This window comes from Nocardia sp. BMG111209 (genome assembly GCF_000381925.1).
GTDB lineage: Bacteria > Actinomycetota > Actinomycetes > Mycobacteriales > Mycobacteriaceae > Nocardia.
In genome coordinates, this window is record NZ_KB907307.1 from 4,203,377 (window position 1) to 4,228,982 (window position 25,606).

25 protein-coding genes are annotated in these 25,606 nt (G+C 70.5%); 9 read left to right on the forward strand and 16 right to left on the reverse strand.

All coding sequences use genetic code 11. The features are described from left to right. The first annotated feature begins 171 nt into the window (after positions 1-171). Positions 172-1,023 (forward strand): ribokinase, encoded by an 852-nt coding sequence (locus G361_RS0119360; protein WP_026343237.1) that lies wholly within the window; start codon positions 172-174, stop codon positions 1,021-1,023. Here the strand turns inward: G361_RS0119360 and G361_RS49555 are convergent. Continuing rightward, complete coding sequence (locus G361_RS49555) at positions 1,015-1,287, reverse strand: hypothetical protein (RefSeq protein ID WP_155981510.1); 273 nt, start codon at positions 1,285-1,287, stop codon at positions 1,015-1,017. The two genes, G361_RS0119360 and G361_RS49555, sit on opposite strands and share 9 nt — an antisense overlap. A 10-nt stretch (positions 1,288-1,297) precedes the next feature. Then, positions 1,298-2,179, reverse strand: a complete 882-nt coding sequence (locus tag G361_RS0119370; RefSeq protein ID WP_019928764.1) for an AraC family transcriptional regulator — start codon at positions 2,177-2,179, stop codon at positions 1,298-1,300. Between the two features lie 73 nt (positions 2,180-2,252). On the opposite strand from G361_RS0119370, the gene G361_RS0119375 reads away from it, so the two are divergent. Beyond that, entirely contained in the window at positions 2,253-2,924 is a 672-nt protein-coding gene (locus G361_RS0119375) for a class I SAM-dependent methyltransferase (RefSeq protein WP_026343238.1), read from the forward strand. 3 nt (positions 2,925-2,927) lie between these two features. Here G361_RS0119375 and G361_RS0119380 read toward each other — a convergent pair whose 3' ends face one another. The 5 genes from G361_RS0119380 to G361_RS0119400 all read right to left on the reverse strand — a co-directional run bounded on the left by G361_RS0119380 (position 2,928) and on the right by G361_RS0119400 (position 7,171). Next, a complete protein-coding gene (locus tag G361_RS0119380) occupies positions 2,928-3,587 on the reverse strand; it encodes a bifunctional 2-polyprenyl-6-hydroxyphenol methylase/3-demethylubiquinol 3-O-methyltransferase UbiG (RefSeq protein WP_019928766.1) in 660 nt (219 codons plus the stop codon). Positions 3,588-3,641: 54 nt separating this feature from the next. After that, positions 3,642-4,055, reverse strand: coding sequence for an MmcQ/YjbR family DNA-binding protein (locus G361_RS0119385; RefSeq protein ID WP_019928767.1), 414 nt, complete (start codon positions 4,053-4,055; stop codon positions 3,642-3,644). 1 nt (position 4,056) lies between these two features. Beyond that, positions 4,057-4,965 carry an LLM class F420-dependent oxidoreductase gene (locus G361_RS0119390; protein ID WP_019928768.1) on the reverse strand — a complete coding sequence of 303 codons (909 nt, stop codon included), beginning with the start codon at positions 4,963-4,965 and terminating at the stop codon, positions 4,057-4,059. Between the two features lie 83 nt (positions 4,966-5,048). Further along, complete coding sequence (locus tag G361_RS0119395) at positions 5,049-6,059, reverse strand: zinc-dependent alcohol dehydrogenase family protein (protein WP_026343239.1); 1,011 nt, start codon at positions 6,057-6,059, stop codon at positions 5,049-5,051. Between the two features lie 74 nt (positions 6,060-6,133). Beyond that, positions 6,134-7,171: a glycoside hydrolase family 172 protein gene (locus G361_RS0119400; RefSeq protein ID WP_019928770.1), complete on the reverse strand. Its 1,038-nt coding sequence runs from the start codon at positions 7,169-7,171 to the stop codon at positions 6,134-6,136. Between the two features lie 102 nt (positions 7,172-7,273). Here G361_RS0119400 and G361_RS0119405 point away from each other — a divergent pair, with 102 nt between their 5' ends. Next, positions 7,274-8,032, forward strand: a complete 759-nt coding sequence (locus tag G361_RS0119405) for a maleylpyruvate isomerase family mycothiol-dependent enzyme (protein ID WP_019928771.1) — start codon at positions 7,274-7,276, stop codon at positions 8,030-8,032. Here the strand turns inward: G361_RS0119405 and G361_RS0119410 are convergent, their stop codons facing one another. Continuing rightward, positions 8,033-8,869, reverse strand: coding sequence for a hypothetical protein (locus G361_RS0119410; protein WP_019928772.1), 837 nt, complete (start codon positions 8,867-8,869; stop codon positions 8,033-8,035). 145 nt (positions 8,870-9,014) lie between these two features. Beyond that, positions 9,015-9,497, reverse strand: a complete 483-nt coding sequence (locus G361_RS0119415) for a hypothetical protein (RefSeq protein WP_019928773.1) — start codon at positions 9,495-9,497, stop codon at positions 9,015-9,017. 251 nt (positions 9,498-9,748) lie between these two features. On the opposite strand from G361_RS0119415, the gene G361_RS0119420 reads away from it, so the two are divergent. The 3 genes from G361_RS0119420 (at position 9,749) to G361_RS0119430 (ending at position 13,915) form a co-directional block, all read left to right on the forward strand. Next, positions 9,749-11,821 carry an ATP-dependent DNA helicase RecQ gene (locus G361_RS0119420; RefSeq protein ID WP_026343241.1) on the forward strand — a complete coding sequence of 691 codons (2,073 nt, stop codon included), beginning with the start codon at positions 9,749-9,751 and terminating at the stop codon, positions 11,819-11,821. 96 nt (positions 11,822-11,917) lie between these two features. Next, positions 11,918-12,877, forward strand: a complete 960-nt coding sequence (ligD, locus tag G361_RS0119425; protein WP_026343242.1) for a non-homologous end-joining DNA ligase — start codon at positions 11,918-11,920, stop codon at positions 12,875-12,877. Positions 12,878-12,979: 102 nt separating this feature from the next. After that, positions 12,980-13,915 carry a D-isomer specific 2-hydroxyacid dehydrogenase family protein gene (locus G361_RS0119430; protein ID WP_019928776.1) on the forward strand — a complete coding sequence of 312 codons (936 nt, stop codon included), beginning with the start codon at positions 12,980-12,982 and terminating at the stop codon, positions 13,913-13,915. On the opposite strand, the gene G361_RS44150 is transcribed toward G361_RS0119430, so the two are convergent. Both G361_RS44150 and G361_RS44155 read right to left on the reverse strand, forming a co-directional pair. Further along, on the reverse strand, positions 13,916-14,401 hold the full coding sequence (locus G361_RS44150) for a hypothetical protein (protein ID WP_019928777.1): 486 nt from the start codon (positions 14,399-14,401) through the stop codon (positions 13,916-13,918). A 324-nt stretch (positions 14,402-14,725) separates the two neighbouring features. Beyond that, on the reverse strand, positions 14,726-14,971 hold the full coding sequence (locus tag G361_RS44155) for an acyl carrier protein (RefSeq protein WP_019928778.1): 246 nt from the start codon (positions 14,969-14,971) through the stop codon (positions 14,726-14,728). Between the two features lie 346 nt (positions 14,972-15,317). Between G361_RS44155 and G361_RS0119450 the strand changes: the two genes are divergently transcribed. From G361_RS0119450 to G361_RS0119460, 3 genes are all read left to right on the forward strand, one after another. Continuing rightward, on the forward strand, positions 15,318-16,022 hold the full coding sequence (locus G361_RS0119450) for an ESX secretion-associated protein EspG (protein ID WP_026343243.1): 705 nt from the start codon (positions 15,318-15,320) through the stop codon (positions 16,020-16,022). Between the two features lie 74 nt (positions 16,023-16,096). Further along, on the forward strand, positions 16,097-16,471 hold the full coding sequence (locus tag G361_RS0119455) for a hypothetical protein (RefSeq protein ID WP_019928781.1): 375 nt from the start codon (positions 16,097-16,099) through the stop codon (positions 16,469-16,471). After that, entirely contained in the window at positions 16,468-18,045 is a 1,578-nt protein-coding gene (locus G361_RS0119460; RefSeq protein ID WP_052172681.1) for a WXG100 family type VII secretion target, read from the forward strand. Before G361_RS0119455 ends, G361_RS0119460 begins: the two co-directional genes overlap by 4 nt. A gap of 135 nt (positions 18,046-18,180) precedes the next feature. Here G361_RS0119460 and proB read toward each other — a convergent pair whose 3' ends face one another. From proB to G361_RS0119485, 5 genes are all read right to left on the reverse strand, one after another. Next, positions 18,181-19,242, reverse strand: a complete 1,062-nt coding sequence (proB, locus tag G361_RS0119465) for a glutamate 5-kinase (RefSeq protein ID WP_019928782.1) — start codon at positions 19,240-19,242, stop codon at positions 18,181-18,183. A gap of 143 nt (positions 19,243-19,385) precedes the next feature. Continuing rightward, the gene (gene obgE / locus G361_RS0119470; RefSeq protein ID WP_019928783.1) at positions 19,386-20,843 is read right to left on the reverse strand and encodes a GTPase ObgE; all 1,458 of its coding nucleotides are present in this window, start codon (positions 20,841-20,843) and stop codon (positions 19,386-19,388) included. 131 nt (positions 20,844-20,974) lie between these two features. Then, a complete protein-coding gene (rpmA, locus tag G361_RS0119475) occupies positions 20,975-21,241 on the reverse strand; it encodes a 50S ribosomal protein L27 (protein WP_019928784.1) in 267 nt (88 codons plus the stop codon). Positions 21,242-21,315: 74 nt separating this feature from the next. Continuing rightward, on the reverse strand, positions 21,316-21,627 hold the full coding sequence (gene rplU / locus G361_RS0119480; protein ID WP_026343246.1) for a 50S ribosomal protein L21: 312 nt from the start codon (positions 21,625-21,627) through the stop codon (positions 21,316-21,318). A 253-nt stretch (positions 21,628-21,880) separates the two neighbouring features. Next, complete coding sequence (locus G361_RS0119485) at positions 21,881-25,156, reverse strand: translation initiation factor IF-2 N-terminal domain-containing protein (RefSeq protein WP_026343247.1); 3,276 nt, start codon at positions 25,154-25,156, stop codon at positions 21,881-21,883. Between the last annotated feature and the right edge of the window lie 450 nt (positions 25,157-25,606).

The following is a 25,606-nucleotide window of genomic DNA, read 5'->3' on the forward strand; positions in this document are numbered from 1 at the left end:
CTACTGACCGGTCCCGCCGCCGCGAAGCGCGACGGCGCAGCCGCACTCTTTCCCTGAAATCCCAAGTGTTTTCGCACTCGATACCCACCGAAAAAGTGTGCGGATTCCGCAACCGGGTGCGGGAGTCGAAGAGTGCTCGGCGGCGGCCCGGCGGCGGGCTAGGGTGCCTGCATGGCGAGGATCGCTGTGGTGGGCAGCATCAATATGGACCTGGTCACGACGACCGAACGGCGGCCGGATCCGGGTGAGACGGTGCTCGGTTCCGGGTTCGAGTCCGTACCCGGCGGCAAGGGGTCCAATCAGGCGATCGCGGCCCGGCGGGCGGGCGCCGAGGTCGAGTTCGTGGGCGCGGTCGGGGACGACGTCTTCGCCGGTGAGCTGCGTCAGGTGCTGGCCGAGGCCGGGGTCGGCATCGAGCGGTTGCGGTCGCTGACCGGGCCCAGCGGGGTCGCCTCGATCGTGGTCGACGCCGCCGGCGAGAACAGCATCATCGTCGTCGGCGGCGCCAACTCCGGGCTCAGCGATCTGGCGGCGCCGGATCTGCGCACCATCGAGGAGGCCGACGTACTACTGTGCCAGCTGGAGATCCCGGTGCCCACGGTGCTCACCGCCGCCCGGCACGCGCGGGCGCACGACACCACCGTGCTCCTCAATCCCTCACCGGCACAGGATCTTCCGACCGAGATGTGGGCGGCGGTCGATATCGCGATCGTCAACGAGGGCGAGGCGTACCGCCTGGGCACGGCCCTGGACACGGTGCCGCATCTGGTCGTCACCCGGGGCGCCGAGGGCGCACGGTATCGCGGTCCCGGCGGGGAGTTCAGCCATCCCGGTATCGCGGTGCGCGTCGTCGACACCACCGGCGCCGGCGACACCTTCACCGGCGTGCTGGCGGCGCACTGGCACGAGGGCCCGGAGCGGGCATTGGCCTGGGCGTGTACCGCGGGCGCCCTCGCCACGACGAAACTCGGTGCGAGCGTGGCCATTCCGTCCCGCGCCGAGATCGAGCGCGCCCTACCGTGAGCGGTTGGCCCACGATTCGAAGACCACCAGCACGATCGCCACCAGCACCAGCACCACGCCGAGCAGAATGGAGGCCCCGATGGTCGCGACGAGGCCGGCGGCCAGCAGGATCCCGATCACCGGGAACCACACGAACAGATCCGGAGTGCCGAAGGTGCGGCGGGCGCCGGTGGGCGCGGCGGCGCGATTACCCGGTCCACTGTCGTGGGCGGCGGGCCTGCCTTCACGCCGCGGCGGGCCTTGGACTCTACGGCTCTGGGTCACCTGCCGAAGTCTATATATCCGGTCCCGACCACGCCCGCGAACCCTGACCACCCCGGAACTGCCGCGGTGTCATCCCGTGGCCACGCCGGAACAACCTCGTGAAATATCCCGGATCGGCGATCCCGACCCGGCGGGCCACCTCGGCGACCGGCAGATCCGAGTCGGCCAGCAGCCGCCGCGCCTCGGTCATCCGCCGCTCGGCGATCCACTCCACCACCGTGCGGCCGGTGCGGCGCCGGACCACGGTGGCCAGATGACCCGGCGTCAGCCCGACCGCGCGGCCCACGTCCCGCAGCGAAAGTGGTTGTGCGAACTGCTGATCGATCACCTCGAACACCGCGGCGAGCAGCGGCTCGCCGCTGCGGCGCAGATCGCCGACCACATCGGCCGCCAGCCGGGCCAGATCGACCAGCAACAGGGTCAGATACGCCGTCGCCGCCTGCCGGTAGCCCTCGTCGTGCCGCCGGACCTCGGTCTCGATGGCGGTGGTGGTGACATCCCAGAAACCGAGCCGGTCCGGCGGGATCTCGAGGAGCAGCAGTCCACCGGGCCGGCCGTGCAGGAAGGGGAACAACAGCGGATGCGCTCGCCACGCGGGCCACGGCATCCGCGCCTCGCCGCCGAGGATCGCCGGGTCGAAGAACACGCCGACACCCTGATCGACGGTATCCACGGCACCGGCGTCGACCACCGCACCGGCGGCGATCACGTAGACGACGCCGGGGCTGCGCCGATACCAGAGCACCGGGAAATCGTGGATGTGCGGACGGCTCAGGGGGAAGTGCCCGGGCAGGGCACGCAGCACCGTCACCGGCGGCGTGACCGGGCCGGCGCGGTAGTCGTGCACCGGCACCCCGCGCTGATGGCGGACCACCCGCGTCACCTCGGCCATGAACCGAAGATAGTCCCATTTCTGCCGAGAATCCGAGCACTACCGCCGTCCGGACCGTCCGACCATGGGATTCATGACCGAACATCATCCGAATTCCGTGACCCACGAGCGGCAGGACTATCTGCCCGCCGCCGGCCTGCACTCCCTGCTGCCCGCCTACGATCTGCTCAGCCGGGCGCTGGGCGCCCCCGCCCTCCATGCGCGCCTGGTCGACCAGGCCGACCTGGCGCCCGGTCAGCGGGTGCTCGAAATCGGCTGCGGCACCGGCAATCTCACGATCCGCGCGAAACGCGAACAACCCGGCGCCGAGGTGATCGGTTCCGATCCCGACCCCCGGGCCCTGGTCCGAGCCCAGCGAAAGGCCAAGGGGCTCAGCGGCATCCGTTTCGAACAGGCCTACGCCCAGGACCTTCCGTATCCGGACGAGAGCTTCGACCGCATGTTGTCGTCGCTGATGCTGCACCATCTCGACACCGACATCCGCACGGCCACCGCGGCCGAGGCCCTGCGTGTGCTGCGCCCCGGCGGGCGGCTGCACGTCGTCGACGTCGGTGGTCACCTGAAGGAGTCCGACGGGCGGTTGGGCCGCATGATGCTGAACAATCCCCATGCCGTCCGGAACCTCGGCGACGGCATCCCGGACCTGCTGCGCGCCGCGGGTTTCGAATGCCGCGAGGTCGCCTCGCAGCCACACCGGGTGATCGGCCGCCTGACCTACTACCAGGCCACGCGTCCCGAACGCTGACGGTCAGAGCCGGCGGATGCGCGCGAGCCAGGCGGCGCCCTCGACCGTACCGTCGGCGCCGACCGGGAGACCGGCCGTCCCGGCGGGCGCCACATCGGCACGACCCCGATAGCTCGCGGCCCGCAGTTCCTCGATATCCCAGCCCGCGGTGAAGGATTCGCGGATCAGCGTATCGCTGATCCGCGGACCGAATCCGGGCCCGGCATCCGACAGGGCCAGTATGTGGACCACGCCACCGGGTGCGGCGAGGGTGTGCAGGGCGTCCACGTACGCGGCGCGCGCGGTCGGATCCTCGCGGAACACATGGAACAGCGCGCTGTCCACGATGGTGTCGAAATGTCCCAGCGCGGTGGCGATTTCGGGGTCGGTGCCGATCCGCAGCATGTCCACCGCCCGGAACCGGGCCTGCGGGACCCCCTTCTCGGCCGCGTTGCGGCTCGCGTAGGCGACGGCGCTCGGCGACAGATCGACGCCGAGGACGTCGTAGCCGAGGCGGGTCAGCAGAATCGTGTGCTCCCCACCGCCGCAGCCGGGATCGAGCACCCGGCCGCGGATCAGGCCCGCGGCCTCCAGGCCGACGATCGCCGGCTGCGGCTCACCGATCAGCCAGGGCGCGGTGTCGTTGTCGTAGGCGACATTCCAGAACTCCGGTAGCTGTGTCATGCGACCAGCCTGCATCCTGAAGCGGACTCGAGGTCAAGATTTCCGTGCGGTGGATCACTCGGTCCGGTGCTCGGCGAGCCATTTCCTGCCCCGGGTCGCCGACGCGCGCGACAGCCACGCGTCCTGCAGCACCTCGACCAGCTCCGTCCGGCTCAGTTCACCGATCCGGGCGGCCCGCACCAGTACCGAGGAATGGCCGTCGAAGTGCGCGGTCGTGAAGAACGGCAGATCCGGATCCTGTACCAGCGCAAGCTTGTCCGCTTCCGAGGGCACCCAGATCACGATGACGTCCGGATACCGCTCCCCCGTGGCCGGATCGACGGCATCCGGCCGCGGGGTGCGGAAGAACACGAACGATTTGCGCCCGACCTGGTAGACCGGATTGTCGTTCGGACCGTGCTCGACGGTGACGTGCGGCATGGCCCGGCACGTCGCGTGCACATCCTCGATGGTGGCGCGCGCGGTCATGTCAATCCGACAGTGTGGCAAGCAGTTTGCGCGTGCGAACCCCGTTGCCCGGGGAGAACAGCGCGGCGACGAATTCGGTGGCGCCGGCCGCCACGACCGCCCGGATCCGCTCGGCCACCTGATCCTCGGTGCCGATGATCGCCAGATCGGCCGGGCCCGCCGCGCCCTCGTGGTCCATCATCGCCCGGTAGGACGGCAGCTGGTTGTAGGCGGCGAAGGTCGCGCCGGCCTGTTCCCGGGCCGGCTCCGGATCGTCGGTGACACAGACCGGCAGCGCGCAGACGATGCGCGGTGCGGGCCGACCGGCCGCCTCGGCGGCGGCGTTGACCACCGGTGCGATGTGCTCGCGCACGGTGATCGGACCGGTCATCCACAGCACGGTGCCGTCGGTCTCCCGGCCGGCCAATTTCAGCATCTGCGGGCCGAGCGCGGCCAGCAGCACCGGGATCCGGTCCTCGTTCGGGATCGACAGGGCGAGGTTGGCGCGCAGCGTCTCGCCGGTGAACGACACCGGTTTGTCGGCCAGCAGCGGCCCGAGGATCGCCAGATATTCCTTCATGTGCCGCGCCGGGCGCTCGAAGTCGTAACCGAACATGTTCTCGATCACGATCTTGTGCGACAGCCCGATCCCCAGGCTGAGCCGTCCCGGGCCGACGGCCAGCGCGGTGGTGCGGGCCTGCTGGGCCAGCGCACCCGGATGCCGCGGATAGGTGGGCACCACCGCGGTGCCGATCTCGATACCGGGCACCCGGCTGCCCGCCACCGCCAGCGCCGTCAGCGCGTCCAGTCCGAAGATGTGCGACAGCCACGCCGATCGGAACCCCTCGTCGGCGGCGCGCTGCAGTTCGCCGGTGAGGGAACGCAGCGCGTCCGGTCCGGTCGGTTGATCGAGCATGATGCCGATGCGCATGTGGGCCTCCGTGTCGCGGGCTGGCGGGTACCGATGGTCGCGATCAGCCTATTCCCGGTCCGCCCCGGATACCGGCATTCCGGTCACCGGACCGCCGCGGGCCGCAGCTGGATCTTGCGCCCGGTACCGGACCGGAACGTGGTCAGCGCCTCGTCGAATTCGGTGAGCGGGAAGACGTGCGTGATCATGGTTTCCGCATCGATGACGCCCTGCCCCAGCAGGTCGACCGCCCGCCCGAAACTGTGCAGCACGGCCATCGACCCGACGATGCGGATCTCGTCGTTGTAGATCCGGAACGGCGACACCGCCGCCCGCGCCTCGCCCGGGGCGACCCCGAACTGCTGATAGGTCCCGCCCCGGCGCACCCGGCTCAGGCCGTCCTCGATCGCCGCGATCGCCCCGGTGCAGTCGACGACGATCTCCCAGCCCTCCGGCCGATCCAGCTCGTCGGCGGTGGTGACGGCCGCGTCGGCGCCGAGGACCCGCGCCACCGCCAGCCGCTCGGCGTTCAGATCCACCACCGACACCGAGGCCGCGCCGGCCGCCATCGCCAGTTGCAGCATCAGCAGGCCCATCGTGCCCGCACCGTAGATCAGGTAGTGCGAACCCAATTGCCTCGGTAACAGATCGAATCCGTGTACCGCACAGGACAGCGGCTCGACCAGCGCGCCGTGTGCGGCGCTGACGTGACCGGGCAGCCGGTGGCAGTTCACCGCGGGCACCGCGACATAGTCGGCCATCGCGCCGTCGACCGTGTCGCCGATCGCACCCCAGTTCTCACAGAGGTTGCCGCGGCCGATCGCGCAGTAGTGGCAACGGCCGCAGAACAGCGACGGATCCACCGCGACCCGGTCACCCGCGCGCACCCCGGCCGCCTCGGCCCCGGCGCCGAGAGCGACCACCTCCCCGGCGAATTCGTGCCCCGGCACGATCGGATACGGCGTGGGCGGGAACTCCCCGGCCACGATGTGCAGATCGGTGCCGCAGATGCCGACGGCCTCGACCCGGACCACCACTTCGCCCGGTCGGGGCGTGGGATCGGGACGGGTCTGCATCGAATACCGGCCGGGCTCATCGATCACCAGGGCGTGCATGTGTCCACAGTGCACCCGCCGTCGCGTCCCGTGGCCCGTTTCACATCGATGTATTCACAACGATCCGGAAGCGATCAGATCGGTACGGCCGCGAGCCGCCGCCCGGTCACCGAGCGGTGCTGGTACCAGAGCGCGAGGGTCGCGACATCGGCGTCCTCCAGCGGGAGATACCGTCCGTCCTCGCGCCAGCCCAGGGCCTGCAGTGTCACCCGCAGTCCGCGATCGAAACAGATCGGATCGCGCACATGCCAGCGATACATCCCGAAACACTGTTCGGGACAATAGATCCGGTCCGACGGCAGGGCCTGCACGAACCCGAGGTACGGCGTCGAATAGGTCCGGTACCGGCCGTCGAGATCGAAATTCCAGGCGCCACCGAAATAGTCCTCGGTGCCGGTACCGCAGATGGTCGGGAATTCGGTGTCGCCGTCGAGATGGAACTTCAGCTCACCCTCACCCCACCAGCCCGGGGCGTTCGGGGTGATCGCCAGATAGGTGCCGACATACCGGCCCGGCCCGGGTACATCATCGAGAATCGCGTGCACCGCGGGCCTTCCGAGCGGCGCCCGCCGCCGCCAGCGGGCGTGCAGATATCCCGCCGTGCGCGGCACGTCCTGCTCGAGATAGGTCAGCTGGTAGTACACCGGCACCGCGCGATCGGACCCGTTGTGCAACGTGATCCGCGCGTGGGCTCGAAACGGCATGGGCCAGAAGCTGTTCAGCCCGCCCGCCGGCGCGACGACGACCATCTCCGAATTCACGTGCGCCAGTTCGTCCCACGCGTTGCAGAAGAACGCACCCAGCGGCGCCTGCACCGCGGGTTCGCGTTCGGCGTCCCAATACATCCGCAACGTCAACTGTTGCAGCGCAGTGCGATCGGTGGTCAGCCAGAAGTGCCGGACGATGCCGGGACCGGCCACGTCCGCGAGCGTGGCGGTACCGCCGGGCGGCAGGTCGATCGACGGTGACACCTTCCAGCCGACACCCAGATCCGCGGCCGCGGCCGCACCGGTTCCGGTCACCGCACGGCCACCCGCACCCGGCGCCCCGGTGGGGTTCTCCGGAGAGATCGAGCGGGTGCGTGCCTGGTCCAACCGCCATATCTCGTGCACCCAGCCGATTCTGACACGGCGACCTGCCCCGGCGGCGGCATTCGGCGGCAGTGTCCGGGAGATGCCTTGGCGAGGTCCGGCCGCTGAACTACGGTCGAGGGTATGGAGCCACTGGACACCGCGGTGATCCGCGCCGCCCTGCGCAGCGAGAACGATCTACTGGCCGACCTGTACGGCGGGGCCGACCCCGAGACGCCGATTCCGACCTGTGGCGATTGGCGGTTGAAGAATCTGCTCGCCCACGTCGGCGGCGGGCATCGGTGGGCGGCCACGATCATCGTCCGGCGATCCACCGAGAACATCGCCTTCGCCGCCGTGCCGGACGTGCGCCGACCGCGCGACCCGGCCGAGGTCGACCACTGGTTCCGGCAGACCGCCGACGCCGTGATCGACGCCGTCGACGCGACCGGCGGCGAGGTGCCGGTGTGGACGCCGTTCGGGGCGCTGCGCCCCTCCGAATGGTGGATCCGCCGGCGCCTGCACGAGAACACCGGGCATCGGGCCGACGCGCTGCTCGCGCTGGGCCGCCCGGTCACGATCGACCCGGTGCTGGCCGCCGACGGTGTCGAGGAATTCCTGAGCCTGCTGCAGATGGGGTCGGCGCGGTTCCGCAACCCGCTCGACGAGGGTGCGAGCATCCTGTTGCGCGCCACCGACACCGGCGACGCGTGGGCGGTGCGGCGGACCGGGGACTCGATCGGCTGGGACGGGGACACCGAATCCGTCACGGCCACCGTGCAGGCCACCGCAGTGGATCTGTATCTGCTTGTGCTGGGCCGCATTCCGGCCGACAGCCCGGCGCTCACGTTGTCCGGCGACGCCGCGGTGCTGCCGACCTGGCTGGAGCGCACCGAATTCTGATCAGCCGAATCGCAACGGGGCCAGCGCGACACCGCCCTGGCCCCAGCCCGCGCTGGTGATCCGATACCCGTCCCCGTCGGTCACGATCTCCGCGGCGTGCGCGGCGATGTGGCCGACGTGCGCGCGGTGCTCGAAGTGCAGCGGGTCGGTGCTGCGGAACACCTCGGTGCCCACGTAGTGCGGCCGCGGGCCGACGAACAGATACCAGAAGTCGTTGTGCCGCAACACGAACGGCGATTCGGTCGGGCCCGCGCCGGTACCGGTCGCCGGATCGGTGTAGGCGATCGCGCGATTGCCCCAGTGCACCAGATCGGTGCTGGTCCGGTAGGCGACGACGTGGTGGCCGCCGGTCGGGTCGTCGGTGGCGCAGTAGAACATCACCCACCGGTCGCCGATGCGGCAGACCATCGGATCGCGGGCGTCGTAGCCGTCCCGGAACAGCGGGCCGCCCGGGTACCGGGTCCAGTGGTACAGGTCGGTGGAGGTGGCCAGTTTCATGGCCGTCGCGGTCCGATCCGGCCCACCGCCGTCGTAGAACATGAAATATCTTCCGGCGCAGTCGATCACGTACGGGGCCCAGAGGTGGGTCTCCCCGGCGCCGGGATCGGCGATCAGCGCGGGCGGCCGCGTGGTCCACGGTCCGGCCAGGCGTTCGGCGGTGGCGTGCGCGAATTCGATCTCGTGCCAGGGATCGGCGGGCTCGGGATGGGTGATGCCGAACAGATGCCAGATCCCGGCGGCGTCGCGGATCAGGGTGTGATCGTTGATGTACCGGCGCACGCCGCGGCCGGCGCTCGGATCGTAGATCCGGCGGAACGGACCGGCGGACACGTTCATCCCTCCACGGTGCCGCGCGGATCGCCGCCGCGCCCGGTGACACGCCGCCACGATTCCGTGCCGGATCACCGCGATGGGATAGGCCGAGCCCGACGGTATCGATCGGATTCGTGACGACCTTCCACGACGATTCCTGACCGGGCCGTCACCGGCGGCGTAGCACCCCGACGAAACCGGCTCCGAGCAGCATGAATCCGGATATCAGCGCGAAACCGTAGGTGACCCAGGAATGCAGCGCCACCACCATCGCGCTGTCGGTGAACGGCAGCGACGCGATCAGCCGGAAGGTGTCGTCGGGGAACAGGATGTGCAGGATGCCCGGGAAGATGCCCCACACCAGGCTCGCCACCACCGTTCCGGCCGGTGAGAACACCGCCAGCGTCGCGACCAGCAGCAACAGCAGGCTGCCGACGATGATCTCGAGTGCGGCGGTCCAGCGGTCGACGACCGCGCCGACGATCACCCAGTAGCGGATGTCGGCGCCGCCCTTGGCCGCCAGGGCGATGCCGACCGGGGTGACCAGCAGTCCGAACAGCACACCGCCGAGGGTCCGGCCGGTGCTGCGCTGATTCTGGAACTCGGCGCCGGGCGGAGACCAACCTGTCGGTGACTCGAACTTGTTCGGCATCGCCCGTCCTCCCTCACAGTGCCGCCGGAATCGTCAACATCGTGCCCGCGAGCACCATTGTCCGGCGCAGATCCGGAAAATGCGCGGTTGCGCACGAAATTCTCACGGCCGCAGGATGTTCGGCGCACCCACGATCCCGGCCGCCTCCCGCACCCGTTGCGATACACGTACGGGGTGCGACAACGACCGGGGGGTGCGGCTGTGCGGAGATGGTCGCCGATGTCGGTACCGTCCGGCACGATGGATCCGTGATGACCATCGACCTGCGTGAATCCGCCGAATCACTGCTGCGTGAGCTGGCCGGGCCCGGCGCTCGGCTGCGCGAGGATCAATGGACGGCGATCGAGGCGCTGGTGGTCCAGCGGCGCCGAGCGCTGGTCGTACAGCGCACCGGCTGGGGTAAATCGGCGGTGTACTTCATCTCCGCCAAACTGCTGCGGGCCGCCGGTCGCGGGCCGACCGTCATCGTGTCGCCGCTGCTGGCGCTCATGCGCAATCAGGTGGCGGCCGCGCAGCGGGCCGGGGTGGTCGCGGCCACCATCAACTCGGGCAACGTGACCGAATGGGACGAGATCCACGCGCAGGTCGCCGCGGGCACGGTCGATGTGCTGCTGGTCAGTCCCGAGCGCCTCAACAATCCGGACTTCCGTGATTCGGTACTGCCGAAACTGGCCGCCGACGCCGGACTCGTCGTGATCGACGAGGCACATTGCGTCTCGGACTGGGGGCACGATTTCCGGCCGGACTACCGCCGGATCCGCACCCTCATCGCCGATCTGGGCAGCGAGGTCCCGGTACTGGCGACCACGGCCACCGCCAACGATCGCGTGGTCATCGATGTCGCCGGTCAGATCGGTACCGACACCCTGGTGCTGCGCGGCAGCCTCGACCGCGAATCGCTGCACATGTCGGTGGTCCGGATCGAGGACGCGGTCGCGCGCACCGCGTGGCTCAGCCGCCGCCTGCACGATCTGCCCGGATCCGGGATCATCTACGCGCTCACCGTCGCGGCCGCCCACGACCTCGCCGATGTGCTCGGATCACACGGGCATCGCGTCGCGGCCTACACCGGGCAGACCGATCCGGCCGAGCGCGAGGTGCTGGAGCAGGCCCTGCTCGGCAACGAGGTGAAGGCGCTGATCGCCACCAGCGCCCTCGGCATGGGCTTCGACAAACCCGATCTCGGCTTCGTCGTGCACGTCGGCGCGCCCTCCTCACCCATCGCCTATTACCAGCAGGTCGGCCGCGCCGGCCGCGGCACCGACAACGCCCAGGTCGTACTGCTGCCCGGACCGGAGGACCGCCGGATCTGGAGTTATTTCGCGTCGGTGGCCTTCCCGCGCGAACATGTGGTCCGGGAGGTGCTGGCGGCGCTGGATCCGAACCGACCGCTGTCCACCACCGCGCTGGAACCGCTGGTCGAACTGAACCGCTCCCGCCTGGAGATGGTGCTGAAGGTGCTCGACGTCGACGGTGCGGTGCGGCGGGTCCGCGGCGGCTGGCTGGTCACCGGCGAACCCTGGGTCTACGACACCGAGCGCTACGAGCGGCTGTCCGCGGCCCGCGAGGCCGAACAGCAGGCCATGATCGACTATCAGGCCACCGCCGAATGCCGGCTGACCTTCCTGCGCCGCCAACTCGACGATCCCAGCCTCGACGGCCGCGACTGCGGGCGCTGCGACAACTGCACGGGCACCCGCACCGACACCACGGTCGACGCCACCGACCTGGCCGCCATCCGCACCCGGCTCGATCGTCCCGGTATCGATCTGGCGCCCCGCAAACAATGGCCGACCGGCATGGCCAAACTCGGAATCCCGTTGTCCGGCAAGATCTCCGACGGCGCCGAGACCGGTCGCGTCCTGGGCCGGCTCAGCGATCTGGGCTGGGGTCAGCGCCTGCGCGCCCTGCTCGACGGCCCCGACGCACCGGTCCCCGACGTCGTCTTCGACGCCTGCGTCGCGGTGCTGCGCGACTGGAAGTGGACCCGCCGCCCGACCGCGGTCCTGGCGATGGACTCCCCCACCCATCCCCGCCTCGCCGCCGACCTGGCCGCACGCCTCGCCCGCGTCGGCCGCCTCCGGGACCTCGGCCTGCTGCCGCTGCGGCCCGATCGCCGCCCGGTCGCGGCGGCCAATTCGGCCCATCGCGTCGCAGCCCTGTTCGACTCCTGGACCCCACCCGACCTCACCGGGCTCGACGGTCCGGTCCTGCTGGTCGACGCCCTCACCGACACCGGCTGGACCCTCACCCTCGCCGCCCACACCCTCCGTCTCGCCGGCGCCCCCGCGGTGCTGCCCTTCGCCCTGGCCACCCCGTCCTGAGGCGAACCGCCGGACCGCGCACCCGCCACGTCTCGTCGCGCATCGGCAGCGTCACGGAGCGGATACCGGTCGGCAGGCACCGGTAGGGTGAGGCGGGTGGCCGGAAAGTCTGCCGGGCCGGCGGTCGAGTTACCCGTCGGAGACCGCACGGTACGGATCTCTAGTCCCGATCGGGTGTACTTCCCCGAGAGCGGGACGACCAAGCTCGATCTCGTGCGGTACTACCTCAGCGTCGGCGACGGCATCGTCAACGCGCTGCGGGATCGGCCGTGCATGTTGCACCGGTTCCCCAAGGGGCTGGCCGGTGCGAAGGTGCATCAGAAGCGGTTGCCCGCCGGGGCGCCGGACTGGGTGCCGACGGTACGGGTGTACTTCCCGCGCTACGGCCGGCACGCCGACGAACTCTGCGTCGCCGAACTGGCCGACGTGATCTGGGCCGTGCAGATGAGCACGGTGGAATTCCACCCCTGGAACTCCCGGCGGGCCGACACCGAGAAACCCGACGAGTGGCGCATCGACCTGGATCCGATGCCGGATTGCCCGTGGTCACGGGTGCAGCGGGTGGCCGAGGTCGTCCACGAGGTACTCGACGAGATCGGGGCGGTCGGGTGGCCCAAGACCTCCGGCGGCCGGGGCCTGCACGTCTATGTGCGCATCGCGCCGCAGTGGGGGTTCAAGGATGTGCGCCGCGCGGCACTGGCATTCGCGCGCGAGGTCGAACGCCGCGCTCCCGACGATGTCACCACCACCTGGTGGCGCCGCGACCGCGATCCGAAACTGCTGTTCGTCGACTACAACCAGAACGCTCGCGATCACACCATCGCCGCCGCCTATTCGGTGCGCGGTATCCCGCGCGCGACCGTGTCGACCCCGGTGCGCTGGGACGAGATTCCGGACGTGGAGCCCGACGATTTCACCATCGCCACCGTGCCCGACCGGTATGCCCGGCTCGGCGATCTGCACGCCGGCATCGATGACACCGTCTTCGAACTCGATCCGCTGCTGGAGTGGGCCGAGCGGGACAACGTCGAGGTCGATCTCGACGCCGACGAGTGACCGCCGGGCAACCACCGTCGAGCGCCTGTCCCGGCCCGCCACTACGCTGACCCGACGTACCCGGTCGCGCGCCGGGACGGCCGGAAGCGAAGGAGTATCACCATGTCCACCACCGCCATCCCGATCGCGATCGGTCCCGCCGCGACCCCGCTGCTGGCGCAGGCGGTCACCGACGGGGGCGCGACGGTGGCGGATCTCGGGCAGGCCCGCGCGCTGATCTGGAACAGCGGTCCGGCCGACTTCCCGCAGGAGTTGCCCCCGGGCATCGAATGGGTGCAGTTGTTCTCCGCCGGTGTCGAGGACTGGTTCTCCCGCAACGTGTTCCAGCGCTTTCCCGGTGTCGTGTTCACCTCGGCGGCGGGCGCCTACTCGCACAGCGTCGCCGAACACGCGCTCGCGATGCTGCTGGCCGGGGTGCGCCATCTGCCGCAGCAGTTGCAGGCGCGCAGCTGGCGGCAGTCCGAATTCTTCCCGCACATCGGCACGCTGCGCGGCGCGACCATCGCGATCGTCGGCGCCGGTGGGATCGGCCGCGAGCTCATCGCGCTGCTCGAACCGTTCGGCGCCCGCATCATCGCGGTAACCCGTTCCGGCACACCGATCGTCGCGCCGGGTGTGGTGGAAACCCTTCCCGCGGAACGTCTGCCGGAGGTGTGGTCACGTGCGGACCACGTCGTCGTCGGCGCACCGGCCACCGCGCAGACCCGCCATCTGATCGGCAAAGAGGAACTGGCGCAACTGAAGCCGACCTCCTGGGTGATCAACATCGCCCGCGGCAGCCTGATCGACACCGATGCCCTGGTCGCCGCCCTGCGCGACGGCACCATCGGCGGCGCGGGCCTGGACGTCACCGATCCGGAGCCGCTGCCCGAGGGGCATCCACTGTGGGAACTGCCGAATGCCGTTGTCACCCCGCACGATTCCAATCCCCCGCAGCTGCGCGCCGCCGCCTATGCCGCCCACGTCACGAACAATATCGCCCGTTTCGTGGCCGGGCAGGCACTCGAGGCGCGCATCGACGTCACCGCCGGATACTGATCACAGCGCGTCGTCGAGCAGGCTGCGCCCGCGCCACGCCCCGGCGTGCCCGAGGGTCACGGCCACCAGATCGGTCCACCCGTCGGCCAGGGAGGCCAGCAGGAACCAGGCGGTGTGCACCTCGTCGTCGGCGACATCGTCGGCATTGCGCAACAGCCAGGTGGCGCGCACCTGCGCGGCCGCCATACCGTCGATGGCCGTGCCCAGGGACGTGGGCGCGGCCCGGTCGGTGCGGCCGGCCACCCAGTCGTCGATGCGGGTGACCAGTTCCTCACGGTCCCAGTCGAATTCGTCGTCGCGCAGCGGCTGCTCGCGGGCGGTGAGATGGACCAGGGCCAGCGCGTGCGCCCAGCGGGTCACCGGATGATCGTTCGGTTGATCGCCGATGTGCCCGCAGAAGGCGGCCAGTAACTCGTGCCAGTCCGGCAACGTGAGGGTACTGTCGCCGGGCCACAGGTCACCGGCGTCCGTATGCGGTACGTACATCGGTGTACCTCCAAGGCGGGCGATCGGGACGCACCCGGCGTCGCGTACGGTCGCCGGACCGCGAGCCCGGCGCGGTAAGGGCGGACCGCGCCGGATCCAGCGCGCCGCTATCTGCGAAGGGGCATATCTCCAGCGGCGCCGGGTGCAGTCTCAAGCATGCACGGTCTACGCGGCCCTACCACTGCCCTTTCCATGGCCTTACGGTGACCATCGGGGGCTGCCGGGGCAGTGCCCGACCGCCCTGCACGACGAGTCATGTACACAGTAAAGCGCACGAATGAGCAGGCAGCACAGGGTGTTCGAGATCACGGCGAACCGGCCCCGTCACGGCCGCTCCCCGGTGATCGCGGCGATCACATCGGCGACGCGAAGCGATCCGGGCGCCTCCGCCGGACCGAACGGCCGCAGCCCGAACGCGTCCTCCAGTACCGAGGCCAGCTCCGTCAGGCGCAGGCAATCGAATCCGAGATCCGCCACCAAGCGGCTCTCGTCGGTGACCGGTCGGCGGGCGTCGGGCGCGAGCGCCGTGATCAGCGACCGGATCCGGGCCGCCGCGTCGTCGGCCGCCATCAGGATCGGCCCTCCGGAGCGATGTCGAATTCCGTTGCCGTGCGCGCGAGTTCGTGATCGAATCGCCCGGCGGGCCGAGGCCGCCCGACCGTCCCCGCGACCCCGGCGCAATGTTCCGGTGGATACACCGTGTCCTCCCGTTCCCGCGCGCGGGTCACCGGCGATGCGGTCGCGCCACGGGGTCCGTAACGGTATACCCGATATGACCGGCTGCCCGGAATACCCCGAACCCGGGGTGAGCGATATCGCGTGACCGTCGCTTGTCCGCCACTCGGAGCGGTCGTTAGGCTGCGAGGACCGTCCGCCCCGGCCGGACCCGGGCGATCACTGAAGGGTGTTACCTGGCGTGAGTTGGTCTTTCACACCGGACGAGTTCGCGCACGTGTGGCGGGAGACCGACCTCGACCGGCATCCGTTCCCGCTGCGAATCCTGGAGAGTGCGCGCACCGAGTTCCAGGCGGCCGCACTGCGTCGCGAGATCGAAACCCGGCTGCCGCTGCGCGCGGATCCGGATCTGTCCGCCTGCCTGCGAATTCTCGCGCAGCCGCAGACCCGGGTGGTCGCCATCGGCGGCCGGCACGAGCCGGGCACCGAGATCCGCGTGCTCGGGGCCGTGGTCTACGACCATGCCGTACTCGCCGTCCAGCAGCCCGGTTTCTCCCCGGACTACGGTGGGCGCGTGCACCTTTCGATCGGGCACACCTCGAAGCTGGGCGCTCGCATCGCGGGTCTGCTGCCCGACACCCCGCCCGGCCACGAACCCGCGCGCTCGGCGGGCGCGGACACCGTCGGGGACGACGAGGCCGTGCACACCGCCGAGCCGCCCGTGCGCCGCATCCGAAAACTGCTCCTACAGCCGCACACCGCCGAGGGTCACCTCCGCATCGAAACCGAGCTGGACCAGGACCCGCCGGCCGCCCCCGTCCACTACACCTGGATCGACGTCGCCGACGACGGCCGCTATCTGATCCGCGCCGACGGCCAGGTGCACATCACGCCGGCCTCTCCTCAGCAGATCGCGGCCCACCTGCAGAAACGCATTCTGCGCTGAGAATTCCCGCGACCGGCCCGGATTCGTTACGCTGGTTCGGCGACTGTTCGACCTGATCGAGGAAGGGGGGTCCCATGACACTCGAGGCCAGCCAGGCCGACATCACCCGGTTCCTCCAGGCAGCACGAACCGGCACGGTCCGCTTCGACCCGGCCGCCGCCCGCCGGTGTGCGGATCTGTACGACCAGCAGGCCGGTCGCCTGCATCACCTGCAACAACGCCTCGACTCGGTCTCGACGCTCGACGGTTTCGGCGGATTCGATTCCGCCCAGCAGCTCCAGGCCGGCTTCGGCGCCAAGGCCGGCGACGCCGCCGCACTGCTCGACCGGTACATCGCGGCCGCCTACCTGATGAAGCAGGCCTTCCTGCTCTCCGCCGGGCTCTACGACGAGGCCGATGCCGCGAATGCCGCTGCCCTGCGCGCACTTTCACCGGGGACGCCACAATGACCACGCCATCCCGCCACGGCCCGCCGGGTTCTCGTGCCAGCGATCCCGAATACATCAGTGCGATGGAGCATTTCGAGGGCATCCCGCACGAGCAGATCTACGCCGGCACCCAGCAGATCGACGCGGCCCGGATCGTGCAGGCGGCACAGGTCTGGGTGGAGGCGGCGGGCACCGTCACCACCTCGATGCCGCTGACCCGCAGCACCGCCGACGAGATGATCAACGCGGCCGGTTGGGAGGGCGCCACCGCCGAGGCGGCCTATGCCGGTACCCGCAGTTTCGCCGCCTCGGTCGACGAATTGGCCTCGGTCCTGGGCGAAGTGGGCGCTCGACTCGGTGCGGTGGCCGCCGCCGCGGAGGCGGTGAAACTCGCCGTCGCCCCGCCCGGCAACACCGGCCCGATCGGCGCGATCGCCCGCGCACTGGCGGCCGGCGGCGTCATCAATGCCCAGATGGCGCAGGAGACCCTCCGCCAAGAGGCCGTCCTGGCCATGAACATGATCTACAAACCGGCCTACTCCGCCGCCGGCTCACGCGTCCCCGCCCTCCCCGATCCTCCCCAATCCGGTTCCGCGGCACCGGGTTCCGGTCAGAACAACCGGCCACACACCCCGGCCCCCGCCGCCCCTTCGGGCCCCAGCGCACCCGAAACCCCGGTCACCCCACCGGATTCCACGCAGACCCCGGTACCCCCGGCCGACCCCCGGCAATCCCCGACCCCGGACACACCGCCCCCGGCGCAGCCCCCGACCTCGGACGCGCCACCACCGACGCACCCACCGACCTCGGACGCACCACCACCGGATCATCCACCCACGTCGGATACGCCGCCACCGACCTCGGACGCGCCACCACCGCCCCAACCGCCGACCTCGGACACGCCGCCACCACCGGACCATCCGTCCACCTCGGGCGCACCGCCACCGGCACAGCCATCGACCTCCGACGCTCCGCCACCGGCGCACCCGCCCACGTCGGATACACCGCCACCGGCCCAACCGCCGACGCCGGACGCTCCGCCACCGGCACACCCGCCGACCGCGGACACACCGCCACCGGCACAGCCTCCGACCTCGGACACACCGCCGCCGGATCACTCGCCCATGGCGGACACACCACCCCCAGCGCAGCCGCCGACCTCGGACGCGCCGTCACCGCCCCACTCGCCGACGCCGGACTCACCGCCACCAGCTCAACCGCCGACCGCGGATACCCCACCCCCGGATCAGCCGTCGACACCGGACAACCCGCCTCCGCCCCAGCAGACCACGCCGGACAACCCTCCCCCGGCGCAGCCTCCGCAAACACCCGATACCCAGCCGTCGCCGACCCCCGAACCGGCCCCCTCACAACAACTTCCACCACCGACGCACGCGCCGGACCCGTCGACGCAACCACTTCCCCCAGCGCCCGTGCCGGTGCCGCCACCACCGGATCCCTCACCGGGCCAATCGATTCCGGCGGGTCCACCACTCAGCGATCAGGGCGGTCAACCGGGCATTACCGGCCCCGTCCCGGACGGCACCACCGCGCCGACCCCGGATCAGCCGGGCGTCATCCCGTCCGGCAGCTGATAGTGACTCTCGTCCACACCATGGACGAGAGTCACCGCCACACGCGAACCGGTACCGGACACCGCAAACCCTCGGCAGACCGCAAACCCTCGGCGAAGCCCTGTTCGACCACTACGACCGACCAACGGCCGGAAATCAGACCTTCACCAGATCGTCCGCGTGAATCACCGGTCGCCGCAAGCCATCCGGGAGCTGGGACGTGGACCGCCCCACCATGGTCTCCAACTCGGAACTGTCGTATTCGACGACACCCCGCGCGACCACCCGCCCGTCCGGCGCGATCAGATCGATCACGTCTCCACCGGAGAAGCGTCCCCGCACACCGACGATCCCGGCCGCCAGCAGCGAGCGACGACTGTGCGTAACCGCCTGTACCGCACCATCGTCCAGCAGCACCGCGCCACGGCTGTCGGCGGCGTGCCGCACCCAGAACTTCCGGGCGGACACCCGGGCGGATCGCGCGGCGAAGGCGGTACCGACCGTCGCGCCGGACAGGGCGGCAGCGGAATCGGAGGCGGCGGCCAGCAGAACCGGCACCCCCGCATCGGCGGCCAGCAACGCCGCCGACAACTTCGACGCCATACCGCCGGTCCCCAGCGCACCACCGCTTCCGGCGATGACACCGTCGAGATCCCCGCTGTCGCGCACCTCCGGAATGAAATTCGCGGAACCCTTGCGCGGATCCCCGTCGTACAGCCCGTCGACATCCGACAGCAGTATCAGCGCGTCGGCCCCGACCAGATGCGCGACCAGAGCCGCGAGCCGGTCGTTGTCGCCGAAGCGGATCTCCTCGGTGGCGATCGTGTCGTTCTCGTTCACCACAGCGACCGCGTGCAGCGACCGCAGCCGGTCCAGGGTGCGCTGCGCATTGCGGTGATGCTCCCGGCGCGCGAAATCACCGGCGCTCAGCAGCACCTGCCCGACCACGCGGCCGTAGCGGCCGAACGAGGTACCCCACGCGTGCGCCAGCGCCAGTTGCCCGACACTGGCCGCGGCCTGTTTGGTCGCCAGATCCTTGGGGCGCGAAGACAATCCGAGCGGAGCGACGCCGGCCGCGATGGCGCCGGAGGACACCACCACCACATCGGACCCGGCGCGCATCCGCGCCTCCACCGCATCGGCAAGCCGGTCCAGCCGATCGGTGTCCAGCCCGCCCGCCAGGCTGGTCAATGCCGACGAACCGATCTTCACCACCACGCTGCGCGCGGTCGCAATGGCCCGCCGGGCCGGGCTCGGTTCATCCGCCGAGCTTCGAAGCGGACCCGAATCCTCTTGCACCGTATCGGAACTCACTCGAACCATCCCTCACTCGCCGCGGGCCCCACACCGTGGGGCCGTACTCACAGCTCCTCGTCCTCCGGCACCAGACCTCGCCGTACCCGCGAGGCGTGCTTGCGCTCGGCGGCACCGATCCGCTCGTTGCGCTCCAGGCGCGGATCCACGCCGCGGCGCGTCATCATGACCTCGACACCGGCGGAAATCGTCGGCTCCCAGTCGAAACAGACATCCCCGATGGTGACCGGGGCGCCCGGTTCCGCACCCTGGCGGACGAGTTCGTCCTCGACTCCGAGCCGGGCCAGCCGGTCGGCCAGGTAACCCACGGCCTCGTCGTTGTCGAACTGGGTCTGGTGCACCCAGCGCTCCGGGCGCTCGCCGGCGACGATGAACCCGCCGGGCACCTCCGGATCGGGGATGACGCTGAATCCGCTCTCGCCCTTGACGATCGGGCGGATGACCGGCCGCCGGGGCTCTGCCTTGGGATGCGCCTCGCGATATTCGTCGACCAGCCGGCCGAGCGCGAAGGTCAACGGGCGCAAGCCTTCCCGGCTCACCGTGGAGATCTCGAACACCGGCCAGCCGCGCGACGCGAATTCGGCGGCCACCATATCGGCCAGTTCGGCGGCGTCCGGGATATCGATCTTGTTGAGCACCACTACCCGCGGCCGATCCGCCAGATCGCCGAGGCTCGCGTCGCCCTGCAGCGCGGGCTGATAGGCGGCCAGTTCCGCCTCCAGCGCGTCCACATCGGAGATCGGGTCGCGGCCGGGTTCGCCGGTGGCGCAGTCCACCACATGGGCGAGGACCGCGCAGCGCTCGAGATGCCGCAGGAAGTCCAGGCCCAGCCCGCGGCCCTCGCTCGCGCCCGGGATCAGCCCCGGCACGTCGGCGATGGTGAAGGTGGTGTCACCGGACTGCACGACACCGAGATTCGGCACCAGCGTCGTGAACGGATAGTCCGCGATCTTCGGCTTGGCCGCCGACAGCACCGACACCAGCGACGACTTACCGGCGGACGGGAATCCGACCAGGCCGACATCGGCGACCGATTTCAGCTCCAGGACGAGATCGCGCTCCTCGCCGTCCTCGCCGAGCAGGGCGAAACCGGGCGCCTTGCGGGCCTTCGACACCAGCGCGGCATTGCCGAGGCCGCCGCGACCGCCGAGCGCGGCCACGTATCGGGTTCCGGCGCCGACCAGATCGGCCAGCACCCCGCCGTCGCCGTCGGTCACCACGGTACCGTCCGGCACCTTCAGCAGCAGGTCCTCGCCCTGTTTGCCGTTGCGGTTGCTGCCCTCGCCGGACTTGCCGCTGCCGGCGCGGGCATGCGGATGGAAGTGGAAGTCGAGCAGGGTGTGCACGTTCGGGTCGACCTCGAGGATCACATCCCCGCCGTTGCCGCCGTTGCCGCCGTCGGGCCCGCCGAGCGGCTTGTACTTCTCGCGATGCACCGAGGCGCAGCCGTGACCACCTTTACCGGCCCGGACGTGCAGCACGACGCGGTCGATGAATTTGGACATGATGTGATGATCCTCCTTCAGGACATGTCGGCGACGCCCGGTCGGTGCGGGGACGGTCGGCAAACGAAAAGCGGGTCAGGGTGTTGTGTCACCCTGACCCGCTTCGAAGTGTGTGGAGGCTCCGGCGCGGCTCAGGCCTGCGCCGGCTCCGGAACCACGATGTTCACGGTCTTGCGGCCACGCTTGCTGCCGAACTCGACCGCACCCGCCGCGAGGGCGAACAGCGTGTCGTCGCCGCCACGGCCGACGTTCACGCCCGGGTGGAAGTGGGTGCCGCGCTGCCGGACCAGGATCTCGCCGGCCTGGACGGACTGACCGCCGAAGCGCTTGACGCCGAGCCGCTGGGCGTTCGAATCGCGACCGTTGCGGGAGCTGGATGCACCCTTCTTGTGTGCCATGACTAGTACTCCTCGTGCCTGGGGCGGTCAGACCCCGGAAGTCTGTGGGGGGACGTCTCCGTGGAGAGTCCGGGTTACTGGATGCCGGTGACCTTCAGGACCGTCAGCTTCTGACGGTGTCCCTGACGCTTGTGGTAGCCGGTCTTGTTCTTGAACTTGTGGATGCGGATCTTCGGGCCCTTGGTCTGATCGACCACCTCGGCGGACACCGAAACCTTCGCCAGCGCGTCCTTGTCGGAGGTCAGCGTGGCGCCGTCGACGACCAGCACCGGCACCAGCGACACCGCAGTGCCCGGCTCACCCTCGATCTTCTCGACCTTCACCAGGTCACCGACCGCGACCTTGTACTGCTTTCCGCCGGTCTTGACGATCGCGTACGTTGCCATCGGTCGGCTGCCCTTCTTTCTGTACATGTGCTCGGCACTGTGCCGTGCGGCCCGGTCCGGTTCGCACCGGAGGACCGCCGCATCTCTGGTCTGGTAATCACCGCCGCCTCAGTGCCCTGGTAGGCACGGAAACAAGGCCCGCCTTGCGGCACTCAGGTCGCACAGCACATTGCTGTCACCGGGCAGCGACTAACCGAGGTTACAGGACGCCCGCCCGCGCGACCAAACCGGGTCCGGGGCGGGCGTACCCGCTTCAGTCGTTGGACTCGGGAGCTCCCGCGGCCCGGCCTGCGCCGCGGCGTCGCGGCCGGCTGCGCGGGACGCTGACGGGCTCGATCGTGGTGAAGTCCACCGCGGGAGCCGCTTCCTCGTCCGCACTGGACAGCACGAACACCGCGCCCGCGCTGTCGGTCTTGGGCGCCGCGGCGGTCCGGGCGACACGTCGCCGCTCCCGCCGCACACCGGGCTCCGTGGCGGCCGCCGGCTCGGCGACCGGTTCCGGGATCGGCGTCGCCGCCACCGGCTCGGGCGCCGCCACCGGCTCGGCCGGCCGCGCCGGCACACCGTCGGTGTCCACGGACCGCTCGGCCCGTCGCCGCAGCCGCTCCCGCGACCGGCGCGGCGAACGCTCGGCGACCGGTTCCGCGATGGGCTCCGGCGCGCTCTCCTCCGTCTCGTCGTCGAGGTCGACCTCGACGATGTCGTCCTCGAGCGGTTCGACGGCCTCGTCGTCGTCGGTCGTGTGCGCGGCCATCGCCAGCGCCACCGGATGCGCCCGCCTGACGGCCGCCTCCTCCTCGACGTGATGCGGTTCGGCGACCGGCGCGACGCCGTTGGTGGCCGGGGCCGCGACGATCGGCGGGGCCGGGGCCTTCTCCTTGTCCTTGCGGCGGCGACGGCCCTCCCGGCGGCCGCCCACACCCTCTTCCGCGGGTGCGGACTCGACCGGGTAGTTGTGCACGATGATGCCGCGGCCGTGGCAGTGCTCACAGGTGGTGGAGAACGCCTCCACCAGCCCGGTGCCCAGCTTCTTGCGGGTCATCTGGACCAGGCCCAGCGAGGTGACCTCGGACACCTGGTGCCGGGTGCGGTCGCGGCCCAGCGCCTCGGTCAGCCGCCGCAGCACCAGATCGCGGTTCGACTCCAGCACCATATCGATGAAGTCGACGACGATCATGCCGCCGATGTCACGCAACCGCATCTGCCGCACGATCTCCTCGGCGGCCTCGAGGTTGTTGCGGGTGACGGTCTCTTCCAGGTTGCTGCCGCCGGCGCCGGTGAACTTGCCGGTGTTGACGTCGATGACCGTCATGGCCTCGGTGCGATCGATGACCAGGGTGCCGCCCGAGGGCAACCACACCTTGCGGTCGAGCGCCTTGGCCAGCTGCTCGTCGATGCGGTAGCTGCCGAACACGTCCACATGGTCGTGGTCGTATCGCTCGACGCGGACCAGCAGATCCGGCGCGACCGTGCGGATGTAGTTCTCCACGGTCGTCCAGGCCCGGTCGCCCTCGATGACCAGCTTGGAGAAGTCCTCGTTGAACAGGTCACGGATGACCTTGACCAGCAGGTCCGGCTCCTCGTAGAGGGTCTTCGGCGCGGCCCCGCTGTGCCGGGAGTGGTCCTCGATGGTCCGCCAGGTGGCCTGCAGCCGCTCGACGTCGCGGGCCAGTTCGGCCTCGCTGACACCCTCGGACGCGGTGCGGATGATCACGCCGGCGTCCTGCGGGACGATATCGCGCAGGATCTCCTTGAGCCGCTTGCGCTCGGTGTCGGGCAGTTTGCGGCTGATGCCGGTGGAGGTGCCGCCGGGCACGTACACCAGGAAGCGACCGGCCAGGCTGATCTGCGTGGTCAGCCGGGCGCCCTTGTGCCCGACCGGATCCTTGGAGACCTGCACGAGCACGGTGTCGCCGGGACGCAACGCCTGCTCGATCTTGCGTTCCTTACCGCCGAGCCCGGCGGCCTCCCAGTTCACCTCGCCCGCGTACAGCACGCCGTTGCGGCCGCGGCCGATGTCGACGAACGCCGCCTCCATGCTGGGCAGCACGTTCTGCACCTTGCCCAGATAGACGTTGCCGACCATGGACGCGCTGCCGGTGCTGGTCACGAAGTGCTCGACGAGGATGTTGTCCTCGAGCACCGCGACCTGGGTGATATCGGCGGGACCGTGGGCGTGTTCGCCGGTGTCGGCGGCGATGCGCTTCTCGCGGACCACCATGACCCGGTCGACCGACTCGCGGCGGGCCAGGAACTCCGACTCGGTCAGGATCGGCGGACGACGGCGACCGGCCTCCCGGCCGTCGCGCCGGCGCTGCCGCTTGGCCTCCAGGCGGGTCGAACCCGTGATGCCCTGCACCTCGTCGACGGCGCGCCGCTTGTTGCGCGGTTCCCGCTCGTGCACGACCGTATTCGGCGGATCGTCCTCGGAGGATTCGGTCTCGCCATCCTCGCCACCCTTGCGGCGGCGGCGACGCCGGCGCCGGCGGCTCGAGCCCTCGCCGGAATCGCCCTCGTCGGCGTTGTCCTCGGCCGACTCGTCGGCCTCCTCGGCACCGGGTTCGGTATCGCCGTCCTCGGCGGACTCCCCGGCCTCGGCGGAGGTCTCGTTCTCGTCCTGGTCCTGGTCGGCGTGCTGTTCGCCCCGGCCCCGGCCGCGGCCGCGACGGCCCCGGCGGCGCCGGCGGGAGCGGCCGCCGTCCTCGCCGTCGTCCTGCGACTCGTCGTCCCAGTCGGCGGATTCGGCGTCGGTCTCCTCGGCGACCGGCTCCTCCTCGGGGACCTCACGCTCGCGCACATCCCGCGCCTCGCGCTCGTCCCGCACCTCGCGCTCGCGCACGTCCCGCACCTCACGGTCGCGCACCTCCCGCTCGGACTCGCGGACCTCGCGCTCGGACCGGCGCTTGCGGCGTTCCTGCTCGGCCGCGGCGGCGTCCGGCGACAGGAACAGCGGCGCGGTGAACACCGCGGCCGGCTCGAAGACCACCGGTTCGGCGGCTGCGACGGGTTCCGGCGCCCGGAACGGGCTGGTGAACAGCGACTGCCGCGGTGGGGTCGGGTCGGCGGCCGCGGGCGGCTCGCCGAAGGGGTCGGTCCCGGCGGGTAGCGGTTCCTCCGGGACGAGGGCCGCCGTGGCGACCTCGGATACGATGGCGGCCTCCGCCGCCGCTGACGTCTGGGCCGGGCCGGCCTCAGCATTCGTAGCGTCCGTACCGGCCGATTCGGGCTGGGCCGCCGTGGCGGTCGCACCCTCGGCCGCAGTCGCCGTCTCGGCGGACTCCGCCGGGTTCAGTGCTTCACGCACCGACTCGGCGACCGTCCGGTCGAGGCTGGACTGCGGGCTGCGGGCTTCGGCGCCCAATTCGGTCAGATGGGCCAGAATGCGCTTGCTGGTGGTTCCCAGCAATTTGGCCAGCGCGTGCACCCGGATTCGATCGGGCAACTGCACTGCCTCCCCCGCGCCGTTCGCCTCCTGCGAAGCGCGTTCACCGTTGCTCTGCGATGTTCCCTGCGGCTCTTGATCGGCCACGAAATCTCCTCGGGCCCCCGGGCGCGTCCCTCCGTCAGGAGAGTGACGCGGCCGACGCGGGGGCGCTGTCCGTCTGCCTCACGCCCGTGCGGGCGCAAGGTCCTGTGGTCTTCGCCCCGCGTGCCCGGTTATCACCATTCATACGTCTTTCGGCGGGCTAACTGGTCACGCGGCGCCTGGCTGTTGGCTTCCGACACCAGGGTCCGAGCAATCATCCAGCGCGCGCCGGACAGCCGAGTCTTGGTAACCGTCCGGGGCAGCGATGATCGGCGTCGAACCGCGGTGCCATTCGGTAGTGTTTGCCACCCGCTATGGCGGCGGGTATCCAACACTTCCGTTCCCAGTATCCCATATCCGATGGGACACCCTCGCCATCGACGCTGTGTTCGCTGGTCCGGGCCGCTGAGCGGGCCCCCGGGCAGGTCGCTCCCGGGGGCCGCGGGCCGTCGG